Source organism: Paenibacillus sp. SRL342, from assembly GCF_984798905.1.
Genome location: NZ_OZ481790.1, coordinates 4647460 through 4669343, shown reverse-complemented (window position 1 = coordinate 4669343; position 21884 = coordinate 4647460). Strand labels below are relative to the sequence as shown.

At 46.2% G+C, this 21884-nt stretch carries 13 protein-coding genes; all 13 read left to right on the top strand.

Going from position 1 to position 21884, the window contains the following annotated elements; all coding sequences use genetic code 11:
- Nucleotides 1–351 precede the first annotated feature (351 nt).
- Nucleotides 352–2964, top strand: coding sequence for a bifunctional acetaldehyde-CoA/alcohol dehydrogenase (adhE, locus tag AC4E8D_RS20550; RefSeq protein ID WP_076333275.1), 2613 nt, complete (start codon nucleotides 352–354; stop codon nucleotides 2962–2964).
- A gap of 937 nt (nucleotides 2965–3901) precedes the next feature.
- On the top strand, nucleotides 3902–6160 hold the full coding sequence (gene pflB, locus AC4E8D_RS20545; RefSeq protein WP_237174528.1) for a formate C-acetyltransferase: 2259 nt from the start codon (nucleotides 3902–3904) through the stop codon (nucleotides 6158–6160).
- 89 nt (nucleotides 6161–6249) lie between these two features.
- Nucleotides 6250–7002: a pyruvate formate-lyase-activating protein gene (gene pflA, locus AC4E8D_RS20540; RefSeq protein ID WP_076215706.1), complete on the top strand. Its 753-nt coding sequence runs from the start codon at nucleotides 6250–6252 to the stop codon at nucleotides 7000–7002.
- Nucleotides 7003–7414: 412 nt separating this feature from the next.
- Nucleotides 7415–8782, top strand: a complete 1368-nt coding sequence (locus AC4E8D_RS20535) for an extracellular solute-binding protein (RefSeq protein ID WP_490205164.1) — start codon at nucleotides 7415–7417, stop codon at nucleotides 8780–8782.
- A gap of 51 nt (nucleotides 8783–8833) precedes the next feature.
- Nucleotides 8834–9718, top strand: a complete 885-nt coding sequence (locus AC4E8D_RS20530; RefSeq protein WP_449005389.1) for a carbohydrate ABC transporter permease — start codon at nucleotides 8834–8836, stop codon at nucleotides 9716–9718.
- On the top strand, nucleotides 9718–10548 hold the full coding sequence (locus AC4E8D_RS20525; RefSeq protein WP_449005390.1) for a carbohydrate ABC transporter permease: 831 nt from the start codon (nucleotides 9718–9720) through the stop codon (nucleotides 10546–10548). Before AC4E8D_RS20530 ends, AC4E8D_RS20525 begins: the two co-directional genes overlap by 1 nt.
- Nucleotides 10549–10580: 32 nt before the next feature.
- Nucleotides 10581–12416, top strand: coding sequence for a cache domain-containing sensor histidine kinase (locus tag AC4E8D_RS20520; protein ID WP_449005391.1), 1836 nt, complete (start codon nucleotides 10581–10583; stop codon nucleotides 12414–12416).
- Nucleotides 12413–14044 carry a response regulator transcription factor gene (locus tag AC4E8D_RS20515; RefSeq protein WP_449005392.1) on the top strand — a complete coding sequence of 544 codons (1632 nt, stop codon included), beginning with the start codon at nucleotides 12413–12415 and terminating at the stop codon, nucleotides 14042–14044. Before AC4E8D_RS20520 ends, AC4E8D_RS20515 begins: the two co-directional genes overlap by 4 nt.
- A gap of 28 nt (nucleotides 14045–14072) precedes the next feature.
- A complete protein-coding gene (gene nagZ / locus AC4E8D_RS20510; protein WP_221822161.1) occupies nucleotides 14073–15710 on the top strand; it encodes a beta-N-acetylhexosaminidase in 1638 nt (545 codons plus the stop codon).
- Nucleotides 15711–15985: 275 nt separating this feature from the next.
- The gene (locus AC4E8D_RS20505) at nucleotides 15986–18238 is read left to right on the top strand and encodes a stalk domain-containing protein (protein WP_221822159.1); all 2253 of its coding nucleotides are present in this window, start codon (nucleotides 15986–15988) and stop codon (nucleotides 18236–18238) included.
- Between the two features lie 338 nt (nucleotides 18239–18576).
- Nucleotides 18577–19041 (top strand): Fur family transcriptional regulator, encoded by a 465-nt coding sequence (locus AC4E8D_RS20500; RefSeq protein WP_017687564.1) that lies wholly within the window; start codon nucleotides 18577–18579, stop codon nucleotides 19039–19041.
- A 2-nt stretch (nucleotides 19042–19043) separates the two neighbouring features.
- Nucleotides 19044–19295, top strand: a complete 252-nt coding sequence (yidD, locus tag AC4E8D_RS20495; RefSeq protein WP_017687565.1) for a membrane protein insertion efficiency factor YidD — start codon at nucleotides 19044–19046, stop codon at nucleotides 19293–19295.
- Nucleotides 19296–19749: 454 nt separating this feature from the next.
- Nucleotides 19750–21774 (top strand): methionine--tRNA ligase, encoded by a 2025-nt coding sequence (metG, locus tag AC4E8D_RS20490; protein WP_221822157.1) that lies wholly within the window; start codon nucleotides 19750–19752, stop codon nucleotides 21772–21774.
- Nucleotides 21775–21884 lie beyond the last annotated feature (110 nt).

Sequence of the window (21884 nt, the reverse complement as noted above, 5' to 3'; positions counted from 1 at the left end):
CGTCCTGATCAGGGTCATCTCGGCCGGGAAGAAGGACGGTACAAATTGCGGTGGTTCAATTTTTAAGTTCAGTATATACCTAATCTTACCGTTTGAGGGGGAAGGAAAGGGGGCAAAAATGACGAAATTTCAAACATTGTGATAAAATTCACTTTTAATGGGGAGGATGAATTTTACAGCCCTATATTTTAAATAGGAAGTGAAAATGGTCGTATGAAGGACACTACAAAACTTAAATTAAATTTGTTATACTTTGTGAAAAAAATCACATAATTAAGTTTATTGTCATGTTACGATGTGAATGTAAACGAGAGAGACAAACTAATACGAACCTTTAGGAGGATGAGGGAGATGGCTGTAAAGAACGAAGTCGCCCCAGCAAAAGAACCGACAGCAGGTCAGTATATTCAAACGTTAATCGACAAAGCGAATAAAGCACACGCTGCATTCATGAAGATGGACCAGAAGCAGATTGACCGGATTGTGCAAGCGATGGCGCTTGCGGGTCTGGATAAACACATGATGCTCGCTAAGATGGCCGTAGAAGAAACAGGCCGCGGAGTATATGAGGATAAGATCACCAAAAATATATTTGCAACAGAATATGTGTACCACAGCATCAAGTATGACAAAACCGTAGGTGTGATTGAAGATAACGAATATGAGAGCTTCCAGAAAATTGCGGAGCCGGTCGGCATTATTATGGGGATTACACCCGTTACCAATCCAACATCAACGACGATGTTTAAAGCACTGATCTCCATCAAGACGCGTAACCCGATCATCTTTGGTTTCCACCCATCTGCACAGAATTGTAGCCGGGAAGCTGCCAAAATCCTGCTGGAAGCGGCTGTGAAACATGGTGCACCAGCAGATTGTATTCAATGGATTGATGATCCTTCCATGGATCGTACAAACGAACTGATGAATCACAATGATGTGGCTCTCATTCTGGCAACAGGCGGATCAGGCATGGTACGTGCAGCGTACAGCTGTGGTAAACCTGCACTGGGCGTAGGACCGGGTAACGTACCTTGCTTCATCGAGAAAAGCGCGGATATCAATCAGGCAGTAACGGATTTGATCCTGTCGAAGTCTTTCGATAACGGCATGATCTGTGCTTCTGAACAAGCGGTCATCATTGAAGAACCGATCTTTGATCAAGTGAAGAAAAAAATGATTGCGAACGGCTGTTACTTTGTTAACAAAGATGAAGCAGCAAAATTGACAGCGGGTGCGATTAATGCCGAGAAATGTGCGGTGAACCCGGCGATTGTTGGTCAATCTGCGGTAAGCATTGCGAAATTGTGCGGTATTGAAGTTCCAGCAGGCACCAAAATTCTCGTGGCCGAGATTGAAGGGGTAGGTACAAAATTCCCATTGTCGGCTGAGAAATTAAGCCCGGTACTGGCTTGTTACAAAGTTAAAACGGCAGCAGAGGGAATTGAACGTGCAGCAGAAGTGGTTGCTTTTGGCGGCATGGGTCACTCCTCGGTTATCCACTCCACAAATGAAGAAGTGATTGGCAAATTCGCAGATCGTCTGCAAACTGGACGGATTATTGTGAACTCACCATCCACACACGGTGCCATCGGGGATATCTACAACACAAACATGCCGTCATTGACACTGGGATGCGGATCATACGGACGTAACTCGACTTCTTCCAACGTAACCGCTGTGAACTTAATCAATGTGAAAAGGGTGGCTCGCCGTACCGTGAATATGCAATGGTTCAAAGTGCCGAACAAAGTCTATTTCGAAAAAGGGGCAACGCAGTATCTTGCCAAAATGCCTGACATCACACGTGTAGCGATTATTACGGATGCCATGATGGTGAAGCTTGGATATGTTGAAAAGGTAGAACACTATCTGCGTCAACGCCAAATGCCAGTAGCGATCGAAGTATTCTCCGATGTTGAGCCAGATCCATCCACAACAACGGTAGACCGCGGAACCGAAATGATGCGCCGCTTCCAACCAGACTGCATTATCGCACTCGGCGGTGGATCACCGATGGATGCTGCCAAAGCCATGTGGTTGTTCTATGAATACCCAGACACGGACTTCAACGACCTGAAACAAAAATTCATGGATATCCGCAAACGGATCTACAAATATCCACGTCTCGGCGTAAAAGCGAAATTTGTAGCGATTCCAACCACATCCGGTACAGGTTCTGAAGTGACCTCGTTCGCTGTTATCACAGACAAAAATCAAGGTAACACCAAATATCCATTGGCCGACTATGAGCTGACACCAGACGTAGCGATTGTTGATCCGGAGTTTGTATACTCCCTGCCTAAAACAGCTGTTGCCGATACAGGTATGGACGTACTGACGCATGCGATTGAAGCTTATGTATCTGTTATGGCAAATGATTACACGGACGGACTTGCGATCAAAGCCATTCAACTGGTGTTCCAATACCTGGAGCAATCGGCACTGCAAGGAGATAAACTGGCACGTGAGAAAATGCATAATGCTTCCACGATTGCAGGTATGGCGTTTGCCAACGCATTCCTGGGCATTAACCACAGCTTGGCGCACAAATGGGGCGGTCAGTATCACACCGCACACGGACGCACCAATGCGATTCTGATGCCACACGTCATTCGTTACAACGCGAAAAAACCGACCAAATTTGCATCATTCCCGAAATATTCGCACTTTGTAGCGGATGAGCGGTATGCCGAAATCGCCCGCATCTTGGGATTGCCTGCTCGTACGACAGAAGAAGGCGTAACCAGTCTCATCAACGCCATTCGTAACCTGAACAAAACATTAGGCATTGAAGAATCGTTCCAGGAAATCGGCTTTGATGCCAAAGACTTTGAAGCACATGTAGATTATCTGGCAGACCGTGCCTTCGAAGACCAATGTACAACCGCCAATCCGAAGTTACCGCTGGTAACTGAACTGGCTGATGTATACCGCAACGCTTTCTACGGAAAGTTTGAATAATAAACTTAGAACGACGCGTGCCTTACGGCAAGAAGATCAGGGTTCCCCAAATGGGGAGCCCCGATTGCCGTCTTTCACACAATAACGAGAGGGCAGAAAAACAGAAGAGCAAAGCATCTGTTTTTCAGGGGTTATTCTAAGATTTGGTTTGCTCCGAGCATAGAGGAGCAAAGGGTTCTAGAGAGGTTACACGGAATCCGTGACGTGGCTGTTTGAGCCAGATGTTCACACAATAACGAGAGGGCAGAAAAACAGAAGAGCGAGCATCTGTTTTTCAGGTTTTATTCTAAGATTTAATTTGCTCCGAGCATAGAGGAGTAAAAGGTTCTATAGAGGTACACGGAATCCGTGAGGTGGCTGTTTGAGCCAGATGTTCACACAATAACGGAGTGGGCAGAAAAACAGCAGAGCAAAGCATCTGTTTTTCAGGAGTATTTTAAGATTTGGTTTGCTCCGAGCGTAGAGGAGCAAAGGGGTTCTCAAAGAGGTTACACGGAACCCGTGATGGGGCCGTTTGAACGAACCCTTTACACGACAACGGAGGGGCAGAAATAACCTGAAAAAGCGAAGCGTTCGCCTTTATCCCCGGATTTTCCCTTTTCAAAAGGGAATCAAAAAAATCTGGGGATAACAGCGATTGGAAGGTTGTTCTGCCACGCAGTGATCCTGTGTAAAGTTTCAATTTCAATGGGACACAGCGCAGGTGGAGTGAGTTAGTTCACTGACTTTGTGACAAAAATCACAGATGATGAAAGCCCCAAGTCGTATACTGAAAATGTAAGAAAAACATTCATCCCGCGGTTCCGGTTCCCAAGTAGAGAGAACATGTTCCGGTTTATGTGAAACAATTCACATTAATCGCGGCTCTGGGCACACAATGCTACGAATGAAGCAAGATGTTATGTGTCCAGAAATCCAAATTAGTGGAGGGATTACGATGTCGGTGATTGAAAAAGATGTCAAACAACAAACAGGCTGGAGAAACTTTACCAAAGGAACATGGACCAAATCCGTAGATGTGAATGATTTTCTGGCACACAACTTGTCTCCGTATTACGGTGACGAAGCATTTCTCGCAGGTGCAACCCAGAATACCAAAGAATTGTGGGATATCGTATCTGATCTGACCAAAAAAGAACGGGATAACGGCGGTGTCCTTGACGTTGATGTAAACACACCAGCGACTATTGTTTCTCACCAACCCGGTTATCTGGATCAATCCAAAGAGCAGATTGTCGGCGTTCAGACCGATGCTCCGTTCAAACGTTCCATTCAACCAACAGGCGGAATCCGGATGATGATTGATGCATGTGAAGCATACGGCTTCGAATTGCCTCAAGGCGTCATTGATATATTTACGAACATTCGCAAAACACACAACCAGGGTGTATTCGATGCTTATACTTCCGATATGCGTGCAGCACGTAAAGCAGGGATTATTACAGGTCTGCCAGATGCTTACGGCCGTGGCCGGATTATCGGTGACTATCGTCGTGTAGCTTTGTACGGGGTAGACTTCTTGATTCGTAACAAAAAAGGTGAACTGAATGCACTCGAAGTTGATGTTATCGATGAAGATGTGATTCGTCTGCGGGAAGAATTGTCTGAGCAGATTCGTGCATTGCAAGAATTGAAACAATTGGGCGATATGCACGGGTTCGATATTTCCTTGCCAGCGACAACAGCAAAAGAAGCATTCCAATGGTTGTACTTCGGTTATCTGGCTGCGATCAAAGAACAGAACGGTGCTGCGATGTCACTCGGACGTGTATCTTCTTTCCTGGATATCTACATTGAACGTGACCTGCAAGAAGGGATTTTGTCCGAAGAACAGGCTCAGGAATTGGTTGACCATTTTGTAATGAAACTGCGGATCGTCAAATTCCTGCGTACACCGGATTACAACGAACTGTTCAGTGGAGATCCAACATGGGTGACTGAGTCCATCGGTGGTATGTCCGTGAATGGCGAAACACGTGTAACCAAAAACAGTTTCCGTTTCCTGCATACACTGCACAACTTGGGTCCTGCACCAGAGCCGAACCTGACTGTACTATGGTCCACGAAACTTCCAGAAGCTTTCAAAGATTATTGCAGCAAAGTATCCATCGAAACCAGCTCAATCCAGTATGAGAATGATGATCTGATGCGTCCGATCTACGGTGACGATTACGGTATTGCATGCTGTGTGTCGGCTATGAAGATCGGGAAACAAATGCAATTCTTCGGCGCTCGTGCCAACCTGGCTAAAGCTCTCCTGTATGCGATCAACGGTGGTCGTGACGAGAAATCCGGAGCACAAGTTGGACCTGAGTATCCTGCCATCACTAGCGAAGTACTGGATTACAATGAGGTTATGAAACGCTTCAAACCAATGATGGAGTGGCTGGCGAAGCTGTACATGAACACCCTCAACGTCATTCACTACATGCATGATAAATACAGCTATGAACGTATCGAGATGGCATTGCATGACCGTGACATTGTACGTACGATGGCTTGTGGTATCGCTGGTCTGTCGGTTACAGCAGATTCACTGAGTGCAATCAAATATGCCAAAGTAAAACCAATTCGTAATGAACAAGGCATCGCAGTTGATTTTGAAATCGAAGGAGACTTCCCTTGTTACGGTAACAATGAAGACAGCGTTGACAGCATTGCTGTTGAACTGGTCGAGAACTTCATGGGTATGATTCGCAAACACAAAGCTTACCGTAACGCAGTTCCAACACAATCTGTTCTGACGATCACTTCCAACGTGGTATACGGTAAGAAAACAGGGACTACACCGGATGGTCGTAAAGCAGGTGAACCATTTGCTCCAGGCGCAAACCCAATGCATGGTCGTGACAAAAAAGGTGCACTGGCATCCCTTGGCTCTGTAGCCAAATTGCCTTATGAACACAGTCTTGATGGTATTTCCAACACCTTCTCCATCGTGCCAAAAGCATTGGGTAAAGAGGAGACTACACGTAAATCCAATCTGACTGCGATGATGGACGGTTACTTTGGTCAAAACGCTCATCACCTGAACGTTAACGTATTTGATCGTCAGCAATTGATTGATGCGATGGATCACCCGGAAAACTATCCACAATTGACTATACGGGTATCCGGATATGCGGTTAACTTCATTAAACTGACTCGTGAACAACAGTTGGATGTCATCAACCGTACGTTCCATGGCTCGATGTAATTAATTTGCAAGTAGAAGACCGCTAGAGCAAGATATTCCAAATCATATTAAACGCACAGCGGATGCGGATACAGAAAGGAAGAGGCAGCATGGTTAACGGACATATTCATTCACTCGAAACTTTCGGGACGGTTGACGGCCCAGGCATCCGCTTTGTGCTTTTTATGCAAGGATGTCTACTCAAATGTCAGTATTGCCACAACCCTGATACATGGGCGCTGGATGGTGGAAAAGAAATGACGCTAGAGGAGGTACTGGCTGAAATTGAGCCGTATCTATCCTACTACCGCAGCTCTGGAGGCGGACTCACGATATCTGGCGGAGAACCAACGTTACAGGCTCACTTTGTAGCCGAAATCTTCAAGGAAGTAAAGCGGCGTTGGGGATTGCATACGACGCTGGACAGCAATGGGTTTAACGAACCGGAGCGGATTCACGATCTGTTGGATCACACAGACCTGGTACTGCTGGACCTCAAACATATTGATGATGAGAAACACATCAAGTTGACAGGCAAATCCAACGAGAGAACGTTGAAAACGGCCAAGTGGTTATCGGAGCAAGGTCGGAAAATGTGGATACGTCACGTGTATGTGCCTGGCATTCATAACGAGGAAGAGGATCTGCTTAACCTCGGACGGTTTATTGGAACATTGAATGGCGTCGAAAAGTTCGAAATTCTTCCATACCATCAGATGGGGATCTACAAATGGGAAGCGCTCGGTAAAGTATATCCACTGGATGGAGTTCCTTCACCAAGTGAAGAAGAAGTGGAGCGGGCGTATCGCCTGATCGAACAAGGTCGCCAGGAAACGGCTGGCGTGGCTTGTTCAGGTAAGTAACTACAGTTATATACAGGATCTATATAATTTGAACTAATTTTTTACACGAGAACGAAGAGGACAGAAATAAGCTGAAGAAGCGGAGCGTTCGCCTTTATCCCCAGATTTTCACCTTTGTATAAGTGAATTAAAAATAATCTGGGGATAACAGCGATCGGAAGGTTGTTCTGTCATCGGAGTGGCAAGTGTAATTATTTTTAAGTTCAACTTATATTTCAACCCAAGCAGTCCTTGCGAACATGTTTCGCAGGGGCTGTTTTTTTGCTGTTATCCATTGTAAATGCAAGATTATTGGTCCAGTGAAGGATTTTATCCCTCCATTGATGAATTGTCATCCTTACGATGTAAGCTCCGGCTTTTTATAATCAGAGTGTAAAGCCAAAAGCTCAATATCTTGAGGAGGGTCAACCAGATGAAAAAAAGAATGACATTACTGCTTTCATTATTGCTTATCACTTCATGGACTTTGGCGGGATGTGCAAGCTCAAGTAACGAGCCACAGCAAGGCGCAGGCAATACACCTATGGAGGAGACAAGTAAGGAACCGATTGAGATGCTTCTCCGCCACACTCAAGTAGGGGCTGACAAACAGAAACGACTGGCCATCCTGCAGGATGTTGTGGACAAAGTTGAAGGTGAAATACCCAACCTGACTTTTACGCTGGATGGTGTCGAATCCGATGTGAATCGGAAGGAGAAGCTTCGTGGAGAGATGGCTGCAGGCAACCCGCCGGATATATTTGAACTGTTTGGCAGCCCGGATTCCAAAGTTTATGCCAAAGAAGGTATGCTGCTTGATCTGACTCCGATCCTGCAAGAGCTGGGCATTCAAGACCAGTTCACATCCCTTGAACCATTTACGTATGAAGGCCAGGTATATGGATTGCCGATTGGCGGTTCGGGCGAAGGTTTTTTCTACAATAAAGAGTACTTTGAACAAAAAGGATGGAAAGCCCCAACCACCATGGCTGAACTGGACAATATACTGGCCGAGATCAAGGCCGATGGCAAAGTGCCGCTTGCTTCTGCATCCAAGGCAGGCTGGGTACCGCTCATGTTAACCAATCATCTGTGGTCCCGGTATGCCGGGCCGGAGATTACTGCAAAGTTTGCAACAGGTGAAGCGAAATGGACCGACTCGGGTGTCGTGCAAGGTTTTGCCAAGCATAAGGAATGGGTCGATAAGGGTTACTTCAAAAAAGGTGAGCTGGGCTTCGAGTATGCCGAATATACCACGCAATTTACGAGCGGCGAAGCAATATTAATGTATGACGGAACATGGAAATCATCTGTATTCAAGGAAGGTCAGAGTGGCGAATCACTCATTGGCAAGGTTGGATTCTTCAATATGCCTCCGGTAGAGAACGGAGCAGGCGATCAGACGTCATTGATGCGTGATGTGAACAATGGATACGGTTTCTCCGCATCCGTGGCAGACGATCCGCAGAAGCTGGAAGCAGTGAAAGCTTTTATCAAAAATTTCTACAATGAAGATATGCAGATCCGCGGCCTTGTGGAAGACGGTGTGTTGCCGGCCATGAAGCTGGATGAGAAAGTGCTGACAGATAGCATTACCGATGATCTGATGAAAGAAATTGTGGCCGTGCTTAATGCGTCCAAGACGTCGTTCCCGGCATTTGATGCACTCGTTCAGGCCGATGTGACGACAGAGATCAGCAATCTGCAGATTCAGAAGTTGATTGGTGGTCAGACCACGCCAGAGAAAATGGCAGAAGAGCTGCAAAAGGTGCAAGAGGAAGCAAACGCTTCCGTGGAATAAACCAATTCAAGTCGAAACTGCGATCGTTGAAGTGACTGAAGGAGGCTGACTATGAATACTTCACTCCGCAGCCCGTTAATCTATACGTTGTTTGTAATGCCAGCCCTAATTCTGTTTGTGATGTTCTTTCTATACCCTATCGGTAGCTCTCTGTATTACAGTCTGACGAGTTGGAATGGGGTATCGGCTGACCCACGTTTTGTAGGTTTATCCAACTATGTGAAGGCACTGACCGATGAACGGTTCTGGATATCCACACGGAATAACGGCTTTTTCATCGGATTTTCGGTACTGATTCAGGTACCCCTAATCGTCCTGTTCTCGCTTCTGATTGCCAATGTGAAAAGGCTAAAAGGTCTGTATAAAACAGCTGTTTTTTTACCATCCATTATGTCGACAGCCGTTATCGGTATCTTATGGGGATTCATCTATGAGCCCAATATCGGACTATTAAACAAAATGCTTCATGTGCTGGGAATCGATCCAATCTACTGGTTATCGGATAACCGATTTGCCATGTTGTCCATCTTGGTGACCAATGCCTGGCAGTGGACGGGATTTTACATTGTCATGGTGTTGGCGGCCATACTGGCGATTCCCCGTGATCTGGATGAAGCGGCTGCCATTGATGGGGCAACGGCAGTACAACGTGCAATGCGAATTACGTTGCCGCTGATTCGGCCGATCATTTCGGTGGTGATCATGTTGTCCATTGCAGGTGCCATGAAAGCAGCCGACATCGTGATTGTCATGACCAAAGGTGGGCCCGCCGGGTCCACCGAGGTTCTGGCAACATACATGATCAAATATGCAATTACCAACTTCAAATATGGTTATGGCAATACCATTGCAGTGCTGATCTTTGCTCTGACGCTTGTGCTCACTGCGGTGTATCAACTGCTGGTGGCGAGACGGGGCGAGAGGGTGGAATATTGATGGCGAAAAGCATAAAAAGCAGTATACCTCATGTGTTGTTAATGTTGTATTTGATCGCGATTTTGTTTCCCTTTTTATTTGTAATTTTCTCTTCCTTCAAGCAGGATAACAATGAAATCGCCCTGAATCCATTCGGTCTGCCTACTACATGGGAGTTTAACAATTACGTGGAGGCTTGGGTGAGTGCCAAGATTGGTACGTATTTCTGGAACAGCCTGTACATTTCGGTTTTATCATCGGCGTGTACGATTGCCCTCGGCGCCATGTTTGCTTTTGCCGTAACCCGGATGAGACACCGGAGATGGAGCCTGTTTCTGTACAGTTTAATTCTGGCGGGTATGCTTATTCCTAACAATGCACTTATGCTGCCGATTTATCTGCTTGTTCGCAAAATGGGCATATTGGATACACATCTGGCATTGATCGTGCCCTATGTGGCCAATGCGATCCCGTTTACAATTATTATCCTGGCGGCTTTTATGCGTTCTCTGCCTGGAGAAATTGAGGAAGCGGCTGTCATGGACGGCTTGAGGGCCCCGGGTATCTTTGCTAAAATAGTGATACCTCTTACGGTTCCGGCTATTGTTACCGTTTTTATCGTTAATTTCCTCGCCAACTGGAACGAATTTTTACTCGCCAACTATTTTTTATCCACCGATAAATTGCGTACGCTGCCAGTGGGCATGGTCCAGTTTCGGGATCAATATCAGATGAACTATGCCCAGATGTCGGCAGGTATTGTATACAGTGTTGTACCTGTACTTGTGATCTACGCTATACTCCAGGAGAAAATTATAGAAGGAGTAACTGCAGGTGGTGTCAAAGGTTAATACCATGAACCAGTGAATAGGGAGAACGGGATATGAACTTGCGAATGAAGCTGGCCTTGGCATTTCTGCTGCTGATTATTGTACCGATGTGTGCGCTGGGCATTGGCATGTTTCTGGTCACATCACATACGATTGAGAAAAAATACAATCAACAGGCCGAATATGCGCTTCAGGCCATCAGCTACAATATCGAGAATGTATTTCAGCAGATTAACAATGTGACCGATAATGGGATAGCGACCTCGGTTTTTCAAATGGCGTTGAACGCCAAAGATCCGACCAAGCAGGATCTGGGGACCGGTAATCAGTTATCCCTGAATGCCAGCCAGCGCAATTTCCGTTCCCTTCTATATAATTATCCGTTCATCAGTTATGCCTTTTTATATGATTTGCGTTCGTCCGAGAACAACCAGATTGTCTCCATCTTCACCAAAGAAAATTTTCAAGCCCTTCCTTTTCAGCAATTCAAAGTGCATCCCTTATTTAACGAAATTCAGCAACTTAATGGTGTGCCCAAATGGCTCGCACCTCTGGAATATCCCGAATTAACCGGGGTAGAGCCTGTCTTCACCCAGATCAGACTGATCAAAGAACTCAGTTATTTTCAAAATATCGGCGTGCTTGTTGTTCAGATCAAAAAAGGAGAGATCGACCGGATCTTCCGTCACCTGCAAATCAGCGATTCGGCACAGGATACATCATTCCTGTTAATTAATGAAGAAGGACTGATCGTTTATGATCCTGCAGGGATTTACAACGGTGAGAACATGCAAAACCTTGGTGCTGAATCCGGCAGTTACGGTCCCGGTTTTAGCAGTGTCAGAACGGTCTTTGACGGCAAGGAGAGCATCCTTTCGCAATATCATCTGAAGAACTATAACTGGAGCCTCGTCAGTGTGACTTCATGGGAAGCTTTATCTGCGGAAACCAATGCCTTTGCCGGTTGGTCTGTCATCATTATTCTGTTATGTCTGCTCGCAGCAATGATCTTTAATCTTTTTTTCATGAATCGCATTACGGGGAACATTGCTGTACTTGTAAGGTTTATGCGTCGTGTGGATGATGGTGATTTTAATGCAAGGGTGGAAGGAAAAGGGTTCGATGAAATGCAGCTGCTTGCGCAAGGGTTCAATGAACTATTGGATCGAATCGGGGGATTATTCCGTCGTGTTCGTGCAGAGCAAGAGCAGAAGGCCCAAGCGGAACTACGTGTATTACAGGCCCAGATCAAACCTCATTTTCTGTTTAACACATTGGAATCCATTAATGGATTAGCGCTGCGTGGGGAGGGCCGTAAAGTAAGCGAGATGGTGACCAGACTTGGCAATATGCTTCGTATCAGCATTCAGGATCAGGAGGAGATTCCGCTGGGTGAGGAAATCAGACATTTGCAAAGTTATCTGGAGATTCAACAGTACAGGTTCAGTGATTTGTTCACCTATGAGATTGACATTCCACCCCATCTATACAGCTCAATCCTGCTCAAGCTTACCCTCCAGCCTCTGGTGGAAAATAGCATTCAACACGGGTTTGAGGGGATCACCTATCCAGGTGTACTACGGATAAGCGCATATGCAGAACGGGATTATCTGGTGTTATGTGTTGAGGATAATGGGATCGGTATTCCCCAGGAAATGCTCGCACGATTTGAGTATATGGCAGAAGATCCGCCGGAAGATATGCTCGCGGAAGGGGCGGAATCATTGTCGTCCATAACGGAACGCAGGGGATTGGGATTACGAAGTGTGGCAGATCGAATTCGTATTCAATACGGGGCCGGGTATGGCATATTTATATGTTCAGCACCGGGGTATGGCACAGTTATTCGATGTATCATTCCATTATATGAGCAGGAGGAAGCCGGATGAATCTGACTGCAATGCTGGTTGACGATGAGCTGCCGATTTTGGAGAATCTGAACTACATTTTACCCTGGGAAGAGATGGGGATTGAAATCACAGGTACAGCGAGAAGTGGTGTAGAAGCGCTGGGGAAAGTAACAGAAAGTCATCCAGACATTCTCTTGTGTGATATTCGGATGCCGTCTATGGATGGATTGGAACTTATTCGTTTACTGCGAGAGCAGGGTGAAACGTGTGAGATTATTTTGCTGACCGGTTATCAGCAGTTTGAATATGCTCGAACCGCTATCAAGTATAACGTACATGAATACATATGTAAGCCAATTGATTATTTGAATCTGGAACATAAACTGCGTGAGCTTGCCGGGCAGATCCAGAAGAGACGTCTGGAAAACGAATCGCAACGTTATCGCAACCAAGAGATGGAAAGCTGGATCAGACACAAACAGTTGATTGACCTGTTGCGAGGAGAAGCACCATTGAAGGTTGCCTATCCTGCCTCTGTTCCTGAATTCATAACAACTACTGCACCGTATACGTTGCTGCTGGTGGATGCAGTCGGTTATTTTCGCCATTCGATCGGCTGGTCCGAACTTCAGCATCAACGATGGCATGAGACCGTAAGTTCCACACTTAGGGAAGTAGCGGAGAGAATTAGGGGGAACTGTCAGATTCTTTCGACCCGCAAAGGGGAGTGGTGCATCCTGCTGGAGGCATCGGGGGAGTGGAAACGTCGCTCAGAGGATCTGGCCCATCAACTGTGTCTCGAATTAAATGAGATATTATCCCTGGATTCAAATGTGAAGGTTAGGGTTGTTCAGGATGCTGTGCCCGTGAACTTGGAAAGTCAAATTCTGGAGCGATTCCGGCATTGTCAAAAAATACTGATGTCCCATTCGGAAAGTGAAGACGGGGTGTTAAAGGCGAGTTGTCCCGAAAACACATTATCGTATGATCATACGGCCTCCAAAGGGGCTAACTCATGGATTACAAGAGAAGATCTGGAGCTTGTTACTCGGTGGATTCGGCAAGGGAACAAGCAGGGGTTAAGTGATGTATTGGATCGGCTTAAACAGCGAATGGGGAATTCAGGACAATCCTTCAACAGGATAGATGAAACCAATCTTCGGTTTATGCTTGTACACATGCTTCGGGAACTGCGTGAAGTACAGGCCCTCGCTGAAGATCACGAAGTGAATTATTGGAATGCACTGCAAGGGGCTGTATCCATGAGGGAACTCCTTGAACTTGCAGAGGTTGTTACCCATGCCTGTCAGGGCAAACAAACGCAGCCACGTCCTTCTGTATCGGAACTGATCCTGTCTGCATGTGAGTATATGGATGCACGGCTGCAACAGGACTTGGGAATAGATGAAGTCTCAGATTGGCTCGGAATCAGCCCGGGTTACTTTTGCCAGCTATTTAAAACTCAAATGGGTGTTACTTTTGTAGAATACATGACGCAGAAACGGATGGAAAGTGCTGCTTTATTGTTGAGTACAACCGAATGGAGCATTACAGCGATTGGGGAAGCCACAGGGTTCAAGGAGCGCCGTTACTTCTCCAAGGTGTTTCATAAACACTTCCACATGAAACCCTCCGAGTACAGGCAGAGTAAAAGATTGGGTTCGTAGTGGCAAGGGAAACGGGAGGAGAGGTCAAATGAAACTCTTGAATGATCTGACATTGGAGCAAAAGGTAGGCCAATTGTTGATGTGTGGATTTCACAGTCAGCACGCAGATGAACAGATTACTCGCTTAATCCGTGACTATCACGTCGGAGGTGTCATTTATTTCCGGCGCAATGTCGAAAGTGTAGATCAATTGACACGGCTGTCCGCTGAACTGCAAGATATGGCTGCTGAAGCGGGGGTCCTACCACTCATGATTTCGGTGGACCAGGAAGGTGGCATGGTTGCACGGATTGACAAAGAGGGAATGACCCAAGTGCCGGGTAATATGGCACTTGGTGCGACAGGCAATCCGGAATATACCCTAGAGTGTGCTCAAATTCTGGGTCGTGAGCTAAAAAGCATTGGTATTGATATGAACCTTGCGCCAGTGGTCGACGTGAATAACAACCCGCTTAACCCGGTTATCGGTGTGCGTTCGTATGGTGAACATGCTGAAAGTGTGGCCGCTCATGGCGTAGCAGCCATCACCGGATATCAATCACAGGGCATAGCTGCTACTGCCAAACATTTTCCGGGACACGGAGATACCGCCGTAGATTCTCATCTTGGTATGGTTACGGTACCTCATGATCGAAACAGGCTGGAACAGATGGAGTTGTTACCGTTCCGCAAGGCGATTGAGGCCGGAGTTGATGCTATTATGACAGCTCATGTGATGTTCCCTTCGATTGAGCCCGAGCCCATTCCGGCAACATTGTCACATAAGGTGTTAACGGGTCTGCTACGTGAGGAAATGGGTTTTGAAGGCATTATTATTACAGACTGTCTTGAAATGCATGCGATATCCAAGCCATATGGGGTAGCTGAAGCTGCCGTTCGTGCTGTGGAAGCAGGAGCAGATCTGATTCTGGTGAGTCATACCTTACAAGATCAGGTTGCTGCGCTGGAAGCCATTGTGGAAGCAGTTCGAACGGGGCGCATTTCGGAAGAGGTTATTCATCAGGCGGTTGAACGCATTATGACATGGAAAAGAAAGCGCTGTGGGCAGCAGAATGATCATCTTGTTTCGCCGAAAGCGAGTGAAACGGTCGAAGCAAGCGATGTTGAACCTGTTAATTGCACTGAATCCACTAAACCGACTGAGCCCAACGAATTGACGTTGTTCAAGATTTCTTCAAGCAGTATTACCATCGTTCATAATGATGGGCTGCTGCCGTTGATCCCAGAGAAGGACGTATATGTCATCTGGCCTGAGGTTGTGCAACGGACAGAGGTGGATGAACCATGGTCCCATACAGAATCGCTGGGTATGGCGTTATCGCAGCTGCGAGGCAGAGTTCGTGAGCACAAAATTACTACTCAGCCCACTTTTGATGAAGCAGATCGGATATTGGCGGATGTGTCGAATAGTGAACAAGTTATCGTATGTACGTACACATCGGCAGGTCATCTTCCGAAAGGGCAACAGTATTTGGTTGAAAAGCTTAGTAAGAATCATTCGCTGATTGTAATTGCTTTGCGCAATCCATATGATCTGCTGGAGATTTCGAGGCCGGGAAGTTATGTGTGTACGTATGAAAATACAACTGCAGTTGTTCGGGCCCTGTCCCATGTGTTAACCGGTGGACTGCAGCCAACAGGAAGTCTGCCTGTCCGTTTGCGCTAGGCCTATTCAATCCTTACATCTCTCTGCGATATGGTGCTGATTGACCATCTCCTGGAGAGATTTTTTTGTTGGGATTTTCTATTGGTTAATTTTGGGATATGAATGCCAAAAAGATAATGGATAGATAACTATTTTCATAGTATTTTCCTTCTATTAAAAGTTTACAATTCTCCTCTTAACTTTTTAGCAACTTTTCCCGGTTCCAAGCGTCTAATAATATGACTTTTTGAGGGGGATATTTATAAAATGGGAGCAGAAGGAGCCAAAGACAAAGAATGAATTTGAAGAAGAAATTGTCCATACTTACCGCTTTTGCTGTGTTTCAGGCGTTTGCAGTGATTCCTGCCAATGCACAATCAGCAGATCAGAGCGATACTACATCAGTGAATACAGCCAAAGTTAAATCCGTGGAGGTTGTGAAGAAAGAACAAACCATCGTGGAATCCGAAGTGAAATCCGGAACAAACACGCCAACATCAAATAATGAAACAACTGAAGAAGTGAACCCTGATACAGATGTTCCTACAGGAACAGACGCGACTCCTGTTGAGCCGGTAATTGAACCTACGGACGAAGAAGGTACAGCTGAGGAAACACCAGCACCTGCACCAGTAGAAGTGGAGCAACCATCTACAGGCGGTTCATCTGTTGCTGGAGGCGGGGGTGGAGACCTCACTCTTTATATGAACAGTAATAAAATGATGCAAGATGGCAAAACATATCTTGCTGGACAGCCAATGGCTGTTAAAAATGGTGTATCCTATGTAGCGATCCGTGCTCTCGTTGATCGGGTTGGCTATGATGTCAAATATGATAACACAACCAAAGAAACGATCATTGTTAGTGGTGAAGATGAGCTGCGTTTCAAAACAAACAGCACAATCTATACCGTTAATGGTGTATCCAGAACGATGAAGGGCGCGGCTTATCAACAAAAAAATACGTTCATGGTGCCGTTGACTTCAATTACACAGGCTCTGGACATTACGTATAAAGTAAATCAAACTGCCAAAACGGTTGTATTGAATCTGAGTACCAAACCGGTGGCGAGCTTCACGGTACAAAAAGAGGTTTTTGCCGGAGACCAGGTTACCTACACAACCAGATCCAGCTCTCCCAAGGGACTCAGCATTGTAGATGAACGTTGGACAGGCCGTCAGGATTCATTCGACCAACCAGGTGTATACACAGTAACCTATGCGGTCCAGGATTCAAGTGGTCAATGGAGTGATCCGTATTCGGTTACGATTAAGGTTGAAAGACCCAATCTGCCACCTGTCGCAATGTTTACGACAGATAAAGAAGAATACAAAATGGGTGAGAAAATCACTTATATTGATCAAAGTACAGATGATGAGAACGCAATTGTAAAAACAGAATGGGATAACAATGCACTTGCATTCTTTGTTCCAGGACCGAAGACCGTAACGATTACAGTTACCGATAAACATGGTGCTAGCGATAGCTATACCAAGATGATCAATATTACGGGAGAAACACTTTATAGTGTGACTGACTTCAATCAATTGTTCACACCAGTCGGTGAAAAGTTCACTTTTGATGGTGGTGGAGTACCGGCATTGGAGAAAGTTCCTTTCACGTATTATGATGAACCAAGTCTGCTGATCCGCAGTAACAGCCCGGAAACCGTGAATACAGAAGGCATTGTGTACAAGGAATCTTCCTTTGGACAGACACGCTTCATGATTCACCATGTGAACAACACGGGCAAAAACGTGAAAATGTATGTTGTAGCGACAAACAACAATGCATACACGGCATCCATTGACCAGCAAAACATGGGTTTTGCAGGACCGTCTCCTTTTGCAACGGTAGCAGGAAAGCTGTCGATTGACCGTTGGTTCCAGTCCATGCAGAATGGTACCGGACAAAAGAAAGTGTACATCCAGCCAGGAGAAAGCAAGCTGATTCTCAATGATCTGAGCGTTCTTCCGATGAAACAGGGACAAGTCATTTCCTTGTATTCGGATGTATTCAGTGACTATGAACTGGATTACAACATTATCATGATCGAAGAAAACAAGGACCCGATGGAAGTGTTGTCGAGCCTCCCGGTTCTGGATCGTGATGGTGTTCACAACCGCGGAACGTACCCGAATGCAACACGGATCATTACGTATGATCAGGAAATAGGATCGAAGCCTGCACGTCTTCCACTTGGAGACAATGCAAGTGATCCAAACCTCGTGGGAACGGACCCTATGGCCTTCACAGAAGCTTCCAACGCAGGTAACTTCGGTGTATTGTACAAAATTACATTGAATAATGTTGCTCCGCGCACGTTGATTTCATTCAACCCTCGTGGAGGCAGATATTCAGGTGTGGCACTCGTGAATGGACAGGTCGTTCAGATTTCCACAGGTAAATCTGTAACTGCACCTAATGAGCAAAGCGTAATGTATCGCACAGGTTCGTACGGCGAGAGTGTAACTATTCTCTTCTCGGCGGCACCAGGAAGTAACTTGCCTGTTAACCTGCTGTTCACGCCGCTTCCGGCTGAAAAGTAATATCATGAACATGCACGGACGGTTTGGAGTGAAAGCTTATATCATATATACCCGTTCACCCCAAAAGTCGCCCGAACGATTGATCATCTGAACCGTCAGGAAGGGACTCCATCAAAATGTAATGTCATTAGCTCAAGCTGGACTAATGGCAATGCATGTGCATGGAGTCCTTTTTATGTGATGTTGGAATGACCTAACCCGGTGTCTTCGTTGACTCTAATCGTAATTTGATGCATTATTAGAGGTATACAAGAAAGCAAAAGTTTTCGCTTTTGCTGAATAAACTGTCGCTCTATGAATGATGCAAAATGCTCGTATGACAGGAGGTGCTTTAGATCATGCTGTCGACAGAACAGATTATTTCGACCATGTCCTCACAGGGGCTTCGCATTACCGATCAGCGGAAAACACTGGCCCGGTTATTTGCCGAGTCCCCCGGGTATCTTACACCCAAGGACGTCTATGAATATATGGGTAAAACTTACAGCGGACTGAGTTTTGACACAGTATATCGTAATTTGCGGGTGATGCAGGAACTGGGTGTACTGGAACAGGTCATCTTCGAAGATGGCGTTAAATTCAAAGCACACTGTAGTGAAGATCATCATCACCATCATATGATCTGTCTGAAGTGTCAGAAGACATATCCTATTATTTTTTGCCCGATGCAGCTTGCGGATGCGCCTGAGCAATTTCAGGTTGTGGACCACAAGTTTGAGGTATTTGGATATTGCAAGGACTGTGCTGAGCATGCTCCGGCCAAAGCGGCATCGGGACATACACACGCTCATGGGAAGCACTGACCATGAAGTTATCGCGCAGAATTGCTCAGGCACCCATTCGGGTGTACCGCAACTATATCTCTCCATTAACACCGCCAACATGTCGGTTCTATCCGAGCTGTTCGGCTTACGCCATGGAGGCGATTGAAGTGCACGGTGCGCTCAAAGGTTCGTTGTTAACAGCGAAACGTATTGCCAAATGTCACCCGTTTCATCCAGGCGGTGTAGATCTGGTGCCACCAAAGGCGGAGAAATCCATGATGGTATCAGAGTAACGATGTAACTTGAAGTATTCGGGTGGCATGGAAGCAGGCCAGGATTGAACTTGAGTATGCTGTCCACTTGACAAAGGGGTCCGCATTTCAGTATATTTTTCCTATATGATTTCCAGTGAAGGGATAAGTACAGACACACCCCCAGTGCAGAGAGCCGGATGAGCTGAGAACCGGTCTGGGAGGAGGATGGAATATGGTCCCGGAGGAACCTCTTTCGAGCGTGCAGACAGTGATTTCAGAGCTGCTGTCGTAAGGCTGAGGCGTGATCCAGCGTTAATGGGCGGTCGAAGGACCGACAGAGCCTGTGTTTTGTGAAAAACATGGGGAATTTGGGTGGTAACACGTGAGAGCAACTCTCGTCCCATAGGGGCGGGAGTTTTTTGTGTTCTTTTTTAGTTGTTTTGGACGAAGGGATCACATGAAGCAGGAACATTAGAAGGAGGAGAAGTCATTCATGGCTGACCAAAAAACATTTTATCTGACAACCCCGATTTATTATCCGAGTGACAAATTGCATATTGGGCATGCGTATACAACAGTGGCGGGAGATGCGATGGTTCGTTACAAGCGTCTACGCGGGTATGATGCTCACTATCTGACAGGAACCGATGAACATGGCCAGAAGATTGAGCGCAAGGCACAAGAGAAAGGGCAGACACCGCAAGCTTTTATCGACGATATCGTTGTGGGGATCAAGGAACTGTGGAACAAGTTGGACATTTCCAATGACGACTTTATTCGTACAACCGAAGAGCGTCACAAAACCGTCGTTCAGGATATCTTTGACCGTTTGCTGAAACAGGGAGATATCTACAAAGGTGAGTACGAAGGCTGGTACAGTATTCCGGATGAGACGTATTACACGGAGACTCAACTGGTGGATGTAGAGAAAAATGAGAAGGGTGAGATTATCTCGGCCAAGAGCCCGGATAGCGGACACCCGGTTGAATTGGTCAAAGAAGAATCCTACTTCTTCCGTATGAGCAAATATGCAGATCGTTTGTTGAAATATTATGAAGAGAACCCGGGCTTTATTCAGCCGGAATCCCGTAAGAACGAGATGATCAACAACTTCATCAAGCCAGGTCTTGAAGATTTGGCCGTATCGCGGACTACATTTGAATGGGGCGTCAAAGTTAAAGGCGATCCAAAACACGTGGTCTACGTGTGGATTGATGCGTTGTCCAACTATATTACAGCACTGGGCTACGGTTCATCCGATACATCCCTGTATAACAAGTTCTGGCCTGCAGATGTTCATCTGGTAGGGAAAGAAATTGTTCGTTTCCATACGATCTACTGGCCAATTATGTTGATGGCGCTGGACTTGCCTTTGCCGAAGAAAGTGTTTGCGCACGGCTGGTTGTTGATGAAGGATGGCAAAATGTCCAAATCAAAAGGTAATGTCGTTGATCCAGTGACTCTGATTGACCGTTACGGTCTCGATGCACTGCGTTATTACCTGTTGCGTGAAGTACCGTTTGGTTCCGATGGTACGTTTACACCGGAGAGCTTCGTAGAGCGTGTTAACTCCGACCTCGCGAACGATCTGGGTAACCTTTTGAACCGTACCGTTGCGATGGTAGACAAATATTTTGAAGGCAAAGCCCCTGCGTTTGCATCGAATGTAACGGAATTTGATGCTTCGCTGGAAGAAGCAGGTCATGCTACAGTGGAAAAAGTGGAACAGGCCATGGAAAACCTGCAGTTTTCCGTAGCACTGACAGCGATCAGCCAGTTTGTCAGCCGCACCAACAAATATATTGATGAGACGCAGCCATGGGCGCTGGCTCGTGATGAAGCGAAACGCAATGAATTGGCATCCGTTATGGCTCACCTGATCGAGAGCTTGAGAATTGCTTCCATTCTGTTGCAACCGTTCCTGACACGTGCTCCTCATAAAATCTGGGCACAGCTCGGCATTCAGGAAGGTGAACTTACGGCTTGGGACACAGCCAAGCAATGGGGTCTGGTTCCAACTGGAAACGCATTGCAAAAAGGTGATCCAATCTTCCCGCGTCTGGATTCCGAACAGGAAATTGCTTATATCTCTGAAGCAATGACTGGTGGCCAAAAAGCGGCACAGCCTGAAGCAAGTCAAGCAGATGCTGGAACTTCAGCATCTGTTGAACCGGTAACAGCCCCTGAAGGTACGGAAGAGATCGGGATTGACGATTTTGCCAAAGTTGAACTGCGTGTCGCGCAAGTCATTGCCTGCGAACCGGTCAAAAAAGCGGATAAGTTGCTGAAATTGCAGCTAGATCTGGGTTATGAGCAGCGTCAGGTCGTATCGGGAATTGCGAAGTTCTATTCGCCAGAAGAGATGGTTGGACGCAAAGTCATCTGTGTGACGAACCTCAAACCCGTGAAACTTCGTGGTGAACTGTCCCAGGGTATGATCCTTGCAGCATCGCATGGCGACCAGCTTACACTTGCTACAGTACCAGACAACATGCCTAATGGCGCACAAGTGAAATAAGAATTGAGTTATGAAATTTATTCAAATTCTGTCATAAAAATGACACAAGGTGGCCCGATGTAATTCGGGCCCCTTTTTTTGTTGATATAAATCGCATCTTAAGGGAAGAG